14 protein-coding genes are annotated in these 12752 nt (G+C 57.3%); 2 read left to right on the forward strand and 12 right to left on the reverse strand.

Annotation, left to right across the window (positions count from 1 at the left end):
• Window positions 1-59: 59 nt before the first annotated feature.
• The 4 genes from arsH to ACZ25R_RS01820 all read right to left on the reverse strand — a co-directional run bounded on the left by arsH (window position 60) and on the right by ACZ25R_RS01820 (window position 2234).
• Window positions 60-761, reverse strand: coding sequence for an arsenical resistance protein ArsH (gene arsH, locus ACZ25R_RS01805; protein ID WP_472460134.1), 702 nt, complete (start codon window positions 759-761; stop codon window positions 60-62).
• Window position 762: 1 nt separating this feature from the next.
• Window positions 763-1185 (reverse strand): arsenate reductase (glutaredoxin), encoded by a 423-nt coding sequence (gene arsC / locus ACZ25R_RS01810; RefSeq protein WP_223615799.1) that lies wholly within the window; start codon window positions 1183-1185, stop codon window positions 763-765.
• A gap of 48 nt (window positions 1186-1233) precedes the next feature.
• Window positions 1234-1590, reverse strand: coding sequence for an ArsR/SmtB family transcription factor (locus ACZ25R_RS01815; RefSeq protein ID WP_472460135.1), 357 nt, complete (start codon window positions 1588-1590; stop codon window positions 1234-1236).
• A gap of 122 nt (window positions 1591-1712) precedes the next feature.
• Window positions 1713-2234 carry a hypothetical protein gene (locus ACZ25R_RS01820; protein ID WP_403181397.1) on the reverse strand — a complete coding sequence of 174 codons (522 nt, stop codon included), beginning with the start codon at window positions 2232-2234 and terminating at the stop codon, window positions 1713-1715.
• 221 nt (window positions 2235-2455) lie between these two features.
• On the opposite strand from ACZ25R_RS01820, the gene ACZ25R_RS01825 reads away from it, so the two are divergent.
• Entirely contained in the window at window positions 2456-2887 is a 432-nt protein-coding gene (locus ACZ25R_RS01825) for a Ros/MucR family transcriptional regulator (RefSeq protein WP_472459839.1), read from the forward strand.
• Between the two features lie 269 nt (window positions 2888-3156).
• On the opposite strand, the gene ACZ25R_RS01830 is transcribed toward ACZ25R_RS01825, so the two are convergent.
• From ACZ25R_RS01830 to ACZ25R_RS01855, 6 genes are all read right to left on the reverse strand, one after another.
• Window positions 3157-3915: a FadR/GntR family transcriptional regulator gene (locus ACZ25R_RS01830; RefSeq protein WP_472459840.1), complete on the reverse strand. Its 759-nt coding sequence runs from the start codon at window positions 3913-3915 to the stop codon at window positions 3157-3159.
• Window position 3916: 1 nt separating this feature from the next.
• On the reverse strand, window positions 3917-4894 hold the full coding sequence (gene yjfF, locus ACZ25R_RS01835; protein WP_472459841.1) for a galactofuranose ABC transporter, permease protein YjfF: 978 nt from the start codon (window positions 4892-4894) through the stop codon (window positions 3917-3919).
• The gene (locus ACZ25R_RS01840) at window positions 4891-5907 is read right to left on the reverse strand and encodes an ABC transporter permease (protein ID WP_472459842.1); all 1017 of its coding nucleotides are present in this window, start codon (window positions 5905-5907) and stop codon (window positions 4891-4893) included. Before ACZ25R_RS01840 ends, yjfF begins: the two co-directional genes overlap by 4 nt.
• Entirely contained in the window at window positions 5904-7421 is a 1518-nt protein-coding gene (gene ytfR, locus ACZ25R_RS01845; protein ID WP_472459843.1) for a galactofuranose ABC transporter, ATP-binding protein YtfR, read from the reverse strand. Before ytfR ends, ACZ25R_RS01840 begins: the two co-directional genes overlap by 4 nt.
• 76 nt (window positions 7422-7497) lie before the next feature.
• A complete protein-coding gene (ytfQ, locus tag ACZ25R_RS01850; RefSeq protein WP_426137275.1) occupies window positions 7498-8454 on the reverse strand; it encodes a galactofuranose ABC transporter, galactofuranose-binding protein YtfQ in 957 nt (318 codons plus the stop codon).
• 248 nt (window positions 8455-8702) lie between these two features.
• Window positions 8703-9983 carry an O-antigen ligase family protein gene (locus ACZ25R_RS01855; protein WP_472459844.1) on the reverse strand — a complete coding sequence of 427 codons (1281 nt, stop codon included), beginning with the start codon at window positions 9981-9983 and terminating at the stop codon, window positions 8703-8705.
• A 402-nt stretch (window positions 9984-10385) separates the two neighbouring features.
• Between ACZ25R_RS01855 and ACZ25R_RS01860 the strand changes: the two genes are divergently transcribed.
• Complete coding sequence (locus tag ACZ25R_RS01860) at window positions 10386-10577, forward strand: hypothetical protein (RefSeq protein ID WP_464664636.1); 192 nt, start codon at window positions 10386-10388, stop codon at window positions 10575-10577.
• 21 nt (window positions 10578-10598) lie between these two features.
• On the opposite strand, the gene cysE is transcribed toward ACZ25R_RS01860, so the two are convergent.
• Window positions 10599-11408 carry a serine O-acetyltransferase gene (gene cysE, locus ACZ25R_RS01865; protein WP_464664635.1) on the reverse strand — a complete coding sequence of 270 codons (810 nt, stop codon included), beginning with the start codon at window positions 11406-11408 and terminating at the stop codon, window positions 10599-10601.
• A gap of 12 nt (window positions 11409-11420) precedes the next feature.
• Window positions 11421-12752, reverse strand: coding sequence for an NAD(P)/FAD-dependent oxidoreductase (locus tag ACZ25R_RS01870; protein WP_472459845.1), 1332 nt, complete (start codon window positions 12750-12752; stop codon window positions 11421-11423).

Here is a 12752-nt window from a genome sequence, read left to right on the forward strand (position 1 = left end):
CCAGGATCGGCACGGAGCAAGGTATCGATGTGATGGACATCAGCCCGCCAGAAGATGCGTTAAACAGCCGACTTCAGCGCGACTCTCTTTTCAAGCGCCGCCGCATCTTCCTTTCGCTCACTGTAGCGATCGGTGAGATAGCCGGAGATATCACGCGTCAGCAGCGTGAATTTGACCAACTCCTCCATCACGTCGACAACGCGGTCATAATAGGCGGACGGTTTCATGCGGCCGTTTTCGTCAAACTCCTGATAGGCCTTGGCGACTGACGACTGGTTCGGGATCGTGATCATGCGCATCCAGCGGCCAAGCACCCGCATCTGATTGACCGCGTTGAACGACTGCGATCCGCCGGACACCTGCATGACCGCCAGCGTCCGCCCCTGCGTGGGACGGATCGCGCCCATGGCTAGGGGTATCCAGTCGATCTGCGATTTCATCACCCCGGTCATCGCACCGTGCCGTTCGGGGCTGGTCCATACCTGCCCCTCCGACCACAGCGAGAGGTCGCGCAGCTCCTGAACTTTCGGATGATCAACCGGCGCATCGTCAGGCAAAGGCAGGCCAGCCGGATCGAAAATGCGGGTTTCCGCCCCGAAATGCTCCAGCAGGCGCGCTGCTTCCTGGGTCAGAAAACGGCTGTAGGACACTTTTCGGAGGGAGCCGTAAAGCAGAAGGATGCGCGGACGGTGTGCGGAGAATGGTGCAGACAGCCTTTCAGCGTCCGGAACATGCAGGACGCTCGACGCGACATTGGGCAAATCAGACAATGCGCTTTCCCTCACTGTCGATGACGACTTCGCCGTCTTCCTTGGCGAAGGCACCTTTTTGCGGGCTCGGCAGGATATCGAGGACCGCTTCGGATGGCCGGGCAAGACGCACACCCTTTTCCGTAACGACAAAGGGGCGATTGATCAGGATCGGATGGGCCTCCATCGCGTCCAACAGCTGCTCGTCATTCAAGGACAGGTCATCCAGCCCCAGTTCCGCATAAGGCGTTCCCTTTTCGCGGATGGCCTCGCGCACGGTCAGCCCTGCCCTGCGGATCAGATCCTTCAGCTCCTGTCGGGCGGGCGGCGTCTTGAGATACTCGATGACGGTCGGCTCGATGCCCGCATTGCGTATCAACGCCAGGACATTGCGGGACGTGCCACAGGATGGATTGTGATAAATGGTGACGGTCATCAGACGGTCCTTTCTGCTTTGACCATGATCGCATCAGACCGGGCGCGTTCAGGCATTGCGTTTTTCCTCGGGCGGGCAACAGGGAACAATGTCGGCTATAAGCGGTGTGCAAATGTCCGGGTGCCCTGCGCAGCAATCCTTCAGGAGATAATTGATGGCCGCACGCAGCTTGCCGAAATTGGCTCTGTAGATGATGGAACGGCTTTGGCGCGCCGATGTGATCAACCCGGCGCGTGACAGGATCGCGAGATGTGTCGACATGGTGTTCTGAGGAACATCGAGAATACGGGCGATTTCCCCGGCAGCGATCCCCTCCGGCTCGTGCATCACGATCAGCTTGAACGCATCCATGCGCGAGGGTTGAGCGAGAGCAGAAAAGGCCTCGATGGTGTTTTCTTTTTCCATATATCCAGATTTACAGATATTTTGGACACTGTCAAGAACGGTGCCTTGCAACGCAGGAACTCCATCGCCCGACGAGGCCATGGCATGCTTCAGCCTTTCCTGCCGGAAAGGTTCGTTCAATGTTACCGCGCGTCCCGCTTCGCCTGCGCTACCTTTGCCGCAGCCCGCTGCCGCCCGCGCTCCATTGGCCGAATCAAGCTTCCAACCTTGGAGTTTTCGATGACCCGCAAACCTTGATGCGCGTGACGCGTGTTCAGCTCAGCGGCGTCTTTTCTTGCGCCTTGCTTCATGTTCAACGCCTTGCGTGCATTTTCAATCAGTTCGATACTTGCCGTCAGCCGGCGGCGGCGTTCAATTTCATTGTTGAGACGACGCATCGCCATGGCGAGAACCGCAACCTTCAATTGAGAACCGTCGTCTTTGGTCGACGCTGTTGCACCCTTCGGCGCCGCTTTGCCGCGCATTTCGCGGCGACGGCGATGCGCCTGCGTTTGGGCTTTGTCCCGCTGCCCGCGCAACAGCTTGACCAAATTGGCCAGTTCCGCGTCGTTCAAGTCCTGCAGCTCAGGATGGTGGGATTTGTCGACAAGGACTCGCTCTTCCGCACTCAAAGCGCGCGCTTCTTCCTTGCGTGAAATGGCCATGCTGTTTCCTCCCATTCTTATCGTTCGCATGAAGCGAACGTGTCGAAATGTGCAATTTTCGGATCAAATCAAAATACAAAACAACGCCGCCTTATTGCTGCATAAAGCCTCCTCGTTTCTGGAATAATTTTCACTTCAATCTTTAATTTTCACCCAATTCAATTTAATGTACTTTGACGAATACTTATATATCCGACCGACACAAAGTCAAAAGGATCATCGTGAAAGACGACCGGAATGACGCATTGAAACATAAAGTTCTGCTTGTCGAATTGTCAGCCAAATTGGCGGCGGCTTATGTTCGGCGCAGTTCGATACCCTGGACTGAATTGCCCAAGGTCATTACGGAAATCCATGCCGCGCTCGACAAAGTCGCGCTTGAACATGCGCCGCTTCCTCAAGCGCAAAAGGCGGCACCAGCCGTTAATCCGAACAAATCGATATTGGCCGACTACATCATATGCCTGGATGACGGAAAGAAGTTCAAAACTTTGAAACGTCATATTATGAACGAGTATGGATTGACGCCGGAAGCCTATCGCGAAAAATGGAGCCTGGACTCCTCTTATCCGATGGTTGCACCCAATTATTCGACCAGGCGCTCTGCTCTGGCAAAAGAAAATGGTCTTGGCCGAAAACGAATGGGTTTATAGTCGGGGCCCGCAGCTTTATCTGCCTGAAGCGCGAATGCCAGAGCATCAGTCGCACCATTTTCTCCCGTCGAAACATAACTAAATATATGGCGCCGTGACTTAAGCCGCCCGAAATGGGACAATCGGTCGATTTTATCGCTGAACATTCCGGCTCGAATCCTGATCGTCGAGGATGATCGCGATATCGCCAGCATGCTTTCGGAACGACCCCATTCTGTGGCGATGCCCCCGGTGCCGTCATCAGGGGTCGCCGGGAAGCGCTGACAGCATCAATCGGCGTTCTGCACGCCCTTTGTCGCGGCAAGAACGCGTTCCGCACCGTCCTCGATAACCCCGCGCATGGCCTTTTTGGCAGCGCTCACATTGCGGTCCCTGATCGCATCGGCAATGGCCCTGTGGCGCGCCACCGAATAGCTGTGGCGCTCAGGGTTCGGGATCGGCGAGCTGATCGTGAACGTGGTCACCAAGGCCACCTCGATAAGCGCGCTGATCGAGCGCATGAAGGGATTGTGAGACGCGTCGGCGATGGCGATATGAAATTGCAGATCGCTGTCGACGAAACTGGATGCGGCTTGGCCCGCCTCCCCCATTCTGTCGACCCACTTATAGAGTGTTTCGAGCTGCGCAGCCGTTCTGCGGCGCGCGGCGAGGCCCGCCGCTTCGGGTTCGAGCGCCAGACGCATTTCCAGAAGGCTCGACAGGAATTCCGGCGTGGGGCCGGCCTCGAAATGCCAGACCAGAATGTCTGGGTCGAACAGATTCCAATGCGATCGCTCGAGCACGCGCGTGCCAATCTTGGCGCGCGGCTGAATCAGGCCCTTGGCCGCCAGCGTCTTCAATGCTTCGCGCAGCACCGTCCGCGATACGCCGAAGCGCTCGAACAGCTCGGCGTCACCCGGCAGAATGCTGTTCTCCGCGTAGTCACCGCTGATGATGCGCAAGCCGAGCGCGCGCATGACGTGGCCGTGATGCGTGTGCGAATGGCCCGCCGTCCGGAAATCGTAATTTGAAAGATCGTTGCGTGGCAAATCACCCCCCACTGGTCGCCGTTGTTCTCTTCAGTGACAGGAACACCAATATGCGTTGCAAGGCAATGAACGAGAAGAGAAGGACGCCGACAACGATTTTTGTCCACCAGCTGGACAGCGTTCCATCAAAGACGATGTAAGTCTGGATAATCCCCTGGATGATCACGCCGATGAACGTACCGGCGATATAGCCGACGCCCCCGGTCAGCAATGTCCCGCCGATCACCACTGCCGCGATGGTATCGAGTTCGACGCCAACAGCGGCGAGCGAATAACCCGCAGAGGTGTAAAGCGAAAAGACAATTCCGGCGAGCCCCGACAGGAAGCCCGACATCGCATAGATGCCGATCGTGGTCCTGGCAACCGGCACGCCCATCAGCTCGGCCGACGTGCGGTTTCCGCCCACCGCATAGATGTAGGAACCGAACTTGCTGAAATGCGCGATGACGATACCGACCAAGAATACCAGCACCATAAGGCAACCGATGAAGGTCAGCCGTCCGCCGCCTGGCAACCGGTAGAACAGCCCCTGTAATGCCGTATAGAACGGGTGATCGATCGGGATTGAATCCGTTGTCATCACGAAGCACATGCCTCGCGCCAGAAACATGCCTGCCAGCGTGACGATGAAGGACGGCACTTCAAGGTAATGGATGATCGCGCCCATGCTTGCCCCGAAAGCCGTGGTGATCAAAAGCGCGATGGCAAAGGCAATCAGCGGATGAACGCCATAATGCGTGATGAGGACGGCCAGAAGCACGCCGGTAAAGGCAATCACCGATCCCACAGAGAGGTCAATGCCGCCGGAAAGAATGACGAACGTCATGCCGACAGCAGCAATTCCCAGAAAGGCATTGTCCGTCAGCAGATTGCCGGCAACACGGGTCGAGAACATCGCCGGAAACTGGAAAACACACGCCGCATAGGCAATGAGGCAGATGAGCAGTGTGGCACAAAGGGGCAAAAGGCGTGTGTTCATTGTCTCTTTCCCCCCTTCGAGCCGATTTCCCCCCTGAGAAATGCCCATCCGCCCAGGGATGAAAATGACTGTGCCAGCAGGATGACAATGATGACCAGCGCTTTCAGGATGAGATTGTATTCGGGCGGGAAGCCGGACAGCAATATCCCCGTGTTCATCGCCTGAATGATAACCGCACCAAGCGCCGACATGAGAATGGAAAAGCGGCCGCCAAACAATGACGTCCCGCCGACGACAACCGCGAGAATTGCATCCAGTTCCAGCCAGAGACCCGCATTGTTGGCATCGGCGCCGCGAATATCCGCGGCAATGATGATCCCGGCCAGTGAAGCGCAAAACCCGCAAAACCCGTAGATGACGAGCAGCAGCAGTTTGCTGTTCAGTCCGGCATAGCTGCTTGCGCTTCGATTGATGCCGATCGATTCGATCAGCAGCCCGATTGCCGTGCGCCGGACCACGGCAATCGCCACGACGAGAAGCGAGGCCGCGATCAGGATGGGCATGGGAATGCCGGCAAAGGAGCCTGTTCCGAAGAAGATCAGGCCGGGCTCGGTGAAGGTGACAATCGAGCCCTCGGTGATGAGCTGCGCAATGCCGCGGCCGGCCACCATGAGGATCAAGGTCGCCACGATGGGTTGCAGGTCGAAATAGGCGACGAGAATGCCGTTCCACAGGCCGCATGCCAGACCCGTACCGAGAGCGGCAACAATGACGACAGGCAGAGGATAACCGGCGACGGTCATCGTTGCAGCCAGCGCGCCCGAGACGGCCATGACGGCGCCGACCGAAAGATCGACACCGCGGCTGGCGATGACAGCGGTCATGCCGATTGCCAGGATGATCACCGGGGCACCGCGATTGAGGACATCGATCAGGCTGCCGAACAGCCGGCCATCCTGAAGGCGTATTTCGAAAAATCCGGGGAATGCCAGATAATTGAGAAACAGTATGAGCATCAGCGAAAGCAGCTGCGGCATGGCTTTCGTCAACGCTGCAGTATTCAGACGGATCATGCAGGGGCCCCTTCAGATTCAGCAGCAATCATCTGCATGATGTTTGATGTCGTGATATCGTCACCGGAAATTTCGCCGCGATGCGCGCGATCCCGCAGGACAACGACACGGGTGCTGTAGGCGACGATTTCCTCAATCTCCGAGGAGATGACGAGCAGCGCCATGCCATCGTCGCAAAGCCGGTTGATCAGCGCGATGATCTCCGCATGCGCGCCCACATCGATACCGCGCGTCGGCTCATCGAGAATGAGAAACCGTGGATTGGTTGCAAGCCAGCGGGCAAGAATAACCTTCTGCTGGTTGCCGCCGGATAGAAATTTGATCGGCTTTTCAATATCCGTGGTGCGGATATCGAGCGCCTTGACGAATGTGTCGGCCAGGCTGATCTGCTCACGGCTCGACAACCGGTTGAACCAGCCCTTCTGGGCCTGCAGCGCCAGGCAAATATTCTCGCGCACGGAAAGATCGCCTATGATTCCGTCAGACTTGCGATCTTCCGGGCACAGCCCGAACCCGCAGGCGACAGCGTCCTGCGGTGTGCGGATGAGCACGGGATGTCCGTCTATGCGGATATGCCCCGTGTCCGCGGCGTCGATTCCGAACAGGATTTTGGCGGTCTCCGTGCGTCCCGATCCCAAAAGCCCCGCCATGCCGATCACCTCACCTTCACCGATATCGAGATCGAACGGCGCAATGCTGCGGCTGCGTCCAAGTCCCTTGAAGGAGAACGGTTTGATGGCGGGGACCGGCCGGTCATGGCGCGTATTGTGCGTTGCGACCGCCAATGCCCGTCCAAGCATCAGGGAAACCAGATCGATCTTTGGAAGTTCCGCAGTCAAGGCGCTGCCAGCCAGCTTTCCGTTGCGCAGGACCGTGACCCGGTCACAGATTTCATAGACCTGATCGAGGAAATGCGTAATGAAGACAATACCAAAGCCGCGGGCGCGCAACTGGCGGAGTATGGCGAACAGGATCTCGGTCTCATGGCGATCAAGACTGGCGGTCGGTTCATCAAGGACAAGAACGCGCCCCGACATATCGACAGCGCGGGCGATTGCCACGAGTTGCTGCACAGCCACGGAGTAACGGGACAAATCGGACGAAACATCCAGATGCAGGTCATATTGCGCCAGCAATTCCCGCGCCTGTCTTTCCATCAGCTTGCGGTTGACAAAACCGAACCGCATTGGCTGGCGGCCGATGAAGAGATTATCGGCAACGGACATATTGGGCAGCAGATTCACTTCCTGGTAAACCGTACCGATACCGAGATGTTGGGCATGCTGCGTATCGCGCATGGCCACCGGTTGCCCGTCGATTTTGATCACGCCGGCATCCGGCTGATGGACTCCAGTCAGCACTTTGATCAGCGTTGATTTCCCCGCGCCATTTTCGCCGAGAAGCGCGTGGATTTCCCCCGGCCTGACGGTGAAATCAACACCATCCAACGCTTTGAAACCAACAAATGATTTGGAAATGCCCTCTACCGCAAGAAGACCGGGTTTGTCCGTCATTGCGCCGTCTCCCCATCAGCAGATTTCCGATCAGTGACCAGCCGCCCGAACGGGACGGCTGGCACGGTGGTCCTGATCAGTATCCCAGGCCCTTCTTTTCCTCGTAGACCTTCTTCGGGTCATCGGCCTGTGTGTAGAGCTTCGATTCCGTCTGTATCCACTTTGGCGGGGCTTTTCCGCTGTCCTTGAATGCCTTCAAGGCATCAAAGGCTGGTCCCGCCATGTTCGGGGTCAGCTCAACCGTTGCGTTCGCTTCCCCTTCAGACATCGCCTTGAAAATATCCGGCACCGCATCGACAGACACGACGAGAATGTCCTTGCCCGGCTTCAACCCGGCTTCCTTGATTGCCTGGATGGCACCAACGGCCATATCGTCATTGTGCGCATAGAGAGCACAGATATTCTTGCCGCCGTTCTCCGCCTTGAGAAAGCCTTCCATGACCTCCTTGCCCTTGGAACGGGTAAAGTCACCGGTCTGGCTGCGGGTAATCTTGATATTGGAGGCCGAGGCGATTCCGTCCTCGAAACCCTTCTTGCGGTTGATGGCAGGACTTGAACCAACCGTTCCCTGCAATTCAACAACCTTGCAGTCCTTGCCCGCCACCGCTTTGACGAGCCATTCGCCGGCAACCTTGCCTTCGTGGACGGTATCGGACGTAACCGCAGTCAAATAGAGACCGTCATTGGCTGTTTCGATGGTGCGGTCCAAAAGAATGACCGGGATCTTGGCTTCCTTGGCTTCGGCAAGAACAGTATCCCACCCTGTCGCCACGACCGGGGCGATGAAGATGGCGTCGACACCTTGCGCAATGAAGCCGCGAATCGCCTTGATCTGGTTTTCCTGCTTCTGCTGGGCATCGGCAATTTTGAGATCGACGCCGCGTTTCTTGGCTTCGATCTTCGACACGGATGTTTCAGCCGCACGCCAGCCCGACTCCGAGCCGATCTGTGAAAAACCGACTGTCAAATCAGCCGCATGCGCAGCACCAGCGCACAACATGGCAACCGTGCTGGCAAGCAGAATTCTCTTCATGGAAATCATGACGTCTCCTCCCGAAATTGGTCAAATTTACAAGATCCTCCCAGACCTCCGCCGTATTACTATAATATAGTAATATAAATAACAAGACGGTTTTGAGTCACCACAAAGCGCCCGGTTGCGGGCAGCAGCCGAGGGAAATCAATCGCGGAAGGATAGCGAGAATGCCAGGTACAGAAGCGCGAGCGGGGACGCGTCAGCCCGACGGATTGTCATGAAACTCCATCGGCTATCGGGATGGTTTACGTGGGTTGCGCCGACAAGGCACCCGTTGCCACCCTTGGCACGGCACTCTCGATCATGTCCGACTTGGCCTGAAAACGCAGGCCAAAGACGGCGATGAGCAGCGCGAACCAGACCGGATTGCGATTCTGGAAGAAAAGCGTGTCCGTACAGCTCGCAAAAATCACGTAGAGCCAGATACGGGAGAAAAGGCGCGTCAGATGCGGGTTTCCTCCCTGTTCTTCTGCACGCTCGATATAAAGGATCGGCAGAATCAACAGCCAGATGAAGATGAGTATGAGGCCGGGAATTCCGGCTGAAACGAGCGTATCAACGTAGCCATTGTGGGCGGTTCCCGCGTTCAACGCTCCGCTTTCGATCTGGCCGCCGCCATAAATCAGTTCAGGAGACCCCCAGAACACGTCAAAGCCGTATCCGGTGATCGGCTGGCGCGCCACCGCATTGATCGCAAGCCTCCAAATATCGGTGCGTGTCGTGAATGTCGGGTCTATTCCGACGGAGGACAGCAGCTCGCGCACCGGCTCGAGAAAAGCCGCGCCGACCGTGACGAAGTTGATGGCGATGATTCCGCCCAGGACGATGAGGAAACGCAGCGACCGCAAACGCTCGAACAGGGCTGCGAGAACAAGCGTGGCCGGCAAAGCTGCTGAGGAGGTTTTACCACCGGTCCTGAACAGGAAGTACGTTGACAGGACGACAATGACAACGGCTCTCAGGCGCAGATGGGATGACCATGCGTACAGACCAAAGAAGACCGATATGACCATCACGCCCGCGGTGATGTTCTTGTGCGAGAACTGACCGCGCCAATCGCCTGCCAGTTCCCGTTCGGCAAAATCACCGATATTGTGAATCGCATATTGCGGCCAGACCGTGACGCCCCAGTAGGCGAATCCCAGCATCACCAGGGTGGCCAAACTTAGGAGTGCCGCAAAATGCCGCTCCGATTTTGGCAGGAGCAGGAATATGCTCGCGTTCATGCAAACCAGTGCGCCAAGAATGGCCCTTTTCACGGCAACGTCCGGGTGAAGCGACAGGATTGAAACGAAGATATACCAGATGAAAATTGCCGAAAGCAGAGCGGCTGGCTGCAGGATCATTCGCCGGAGGGGGTGTCGCAAACCGAAGAAGAGCAGCATGGCGGAGAGGAGCAGCATCACCACCTGATAGAGTGCGTCAGAGCGCGGATCGGCGGGATTGATGACAGCGCTCAAATCGGGAAATGGAGTCGTGGTAATCCAGAACAGAAAGAATATCCCCAGAAACACAAAGGTGCGCATCAGGGTCTGGCTGACCCGAATGGTGTTTTGCCCTGTATCGTCATGCCCGCCCCCACGTACGGATGTTGATTTTCACCGGCAATCGACCCGGTGTTTTTCCTTGGAACCATCCGCGTCCCGACTATGTTTCAGATTGCGCAATGGGGTCAAGTGCAATGAATAGGCATATTGCAATGCCGTTGTTCAAAAATGACGGGAGCGATCAACCGCCATCTCTATGCTGGTCCAAGCACCGGTTTGACCTGTCCGAACGCAACGCGATTGTGGCGGTAATAATTTTCAATTCTTGCGCGACTTGAAGAAACTCATGTCCAGACACCCCGGCTGAAAAGGATTTCAATGGGAATCGTGATGCATGAACACGGCGACAACAAACCGATGCGTATCGAAGACATTCAAACAATGGCTCCATTGTCCGAATTCGAAATTCGCGAATTGTTCCGGAAAATGTTGAAACTCACCGAAGATGCCCGCGGTGCGACGCCCGCCGGCCGTCATGAACTGGATGTCGTGCAAAATGTCCTGAAATTCTCGATGGCGCGGCTGAAAGAACCCGACAGGCGCGGAATAGCCAACGATAATCCGGCGGGATAGTCCCATCCTCCTCCGCAGGGTTCAGAGCCCGACATCGTAAAGAATTTGGTTCATCGAACGGGCTGGCTCCCTTTCCTGCACGCCACCGATGACCTTGGCGGGAACACCCGCCACCGTTTTCCTGTTTTCGACGGATTTCAGGACAACCGAACCGGCGCCGATCTTGGAATTGACGCCGATCTCGATATTGCCAAGAACGGTGGCACTGGCGCCGATGAGAACGCCGTGGCGCACCTTGGGATGCCGGTCTCCGGTGTCCTTCCCCGTACCGCCCAGCGTCACGCCCTGCAGAATGGAAACATTGTCTTCGATCACGGCCGTCTCGCCGACGACGATGCCGGTGGCATGATCAAAAAACACGCCCTTTCCCATGCGCACGGCGGGATGAATATCGACCTGCAGAACACGTGACGATCGCGATTGCAGGAAAGCAGCCATATCCTCCCGGCCCGTATTCCACAAATGATGGGCGAACCGGTGGACCTGGATCGCGTGGAACCCTTTGAGATAGAGCAGCACATGCAATGCGCTCCTGGTGGCAGGATCGCGCTCAAGGACAGCGCTGACATCCGCCTCCATTCCGGACAATACCGCGCGGTTCTGCTTCAGCACGCCGCTGAACAGATCCCATAGTTTTTCGCTTGTCACGACCGGGCTGGCGAGAACATCCGCCAGCTGCTGGCACAGCGCATCCTCAGGATTGTCGAAACGCAATACCGCGTGCTGTAGAAACGCGGAAAGCGTCGGTTCGCGCTCGCTCACCGTCGCTGCCTCTGTAAGAATACGCGACCATAGTGCGCGCTTTTTTGAAACTGCCGTTGCATTGGTCATTGTGCACCACACTCAAAATCCGGTGATCGGCGTTATCTTGGACCCGTCACTGAAACGGGAAAACCGGAAAGCCGCCGCGTCCACCACCGGCGCGCGCCCGGTCACGATATCGGCCATCAAACGCCCGGCAGCCGGTCCTATGCCGAACCCATGGCCGGAAAAGCCCGTGGCGATATGAAAGCCGGGGATTTCGTCGACGGCCGAAATGACAGGTATAGCATCAGGCGTGGCGTCGATATAGCCGGCCCAGCGCTGGGCAATCTCCGCCTGATTGAACACGGGAAATGCCGCTTTGAGGCTGTCGAAAAAGCGGTTCGACAGATCGAGCGATGGCTTGGGATCAAGGACCCGGTGATACTCGAACGGGCTCGCCTCATCCATTTTCCATTTTGCCGGAATGCGCGCCTCGTCAAAGAAACGGCCGCCCAAGCGAAAGGACAGGGAATTCCATTCCAGTTTCAGTGCCGGCAGGAACTGCCGCGCATAGCGGAATGATTTCGGCACGATATCGACAATATTCTCATGGCCGGAGGCAATGGTGTATCCCCCGTCCTGACGCTTGCGGATGGCAAAATCCTTGGACCAGAGCGCCGTTTCCGGGCCTCCCTGCAGCGGCTTGGTGCGGATGACGGTGTTCAGCACCTTGAGTTGCGGCAGGTCGATGCCATAGAGGCCGCAAAACAGATTGGACCACGCGCCGCCGGCGAGCACCACCGCGCTGCATCCGATTGTCCCCCGTTCCGTGACAACACCGGATATCTTGCCGCCGGTTGTTTCGATGCCCCGCACGGCGCATTCCGTGAGGATGGACGCGCCTGTGTCGCGCGCCGCTTCGGCGATCGCGGGTGCCGCCTTCTGCGGTTCAGCACGCCCATCGACGGGCGTATACAGAGCACCTTTCAGGGGCAGATGTCCGCCCGGCAGAAGATCGTCGAGCTCCTTGCCGCTGATCATGCGGCTCTCCAACTGATAACCCTTCAGATTCTGCAGCCAGCGCTCGTTTTCCTCGTAGGATTTGTCATCCGGCGCGGTGAACAGAATGCCGGCGCGCGTATACCCGGTATCGCGGCCAAGCCGCTGATCAAAACCGGACCACAGGCGCAGCGCCTCCGCCATCAGCGGCACTTCGCGCGGGTCACGGCGCGATATACGCACCCATCCCCAATTGCGGCTGGATTGCTCCTGGCCGATGCCGCCCTTTTCGCACAGGGCCACCTTGAGGCCGCGTTCGGCCAGTTCGAGCGCTGTCGAGGCTCCTATGATACCGCCACCGACAACGACCACATCCACCTTTTCCGGAAGGTCTTCGTCACCATGAACGCGCACAACATAAGGGCCAGGCAT

It is taken from the genome of Phyllobacterium sp. RCAM01083 (assembly GCF_055685835.1).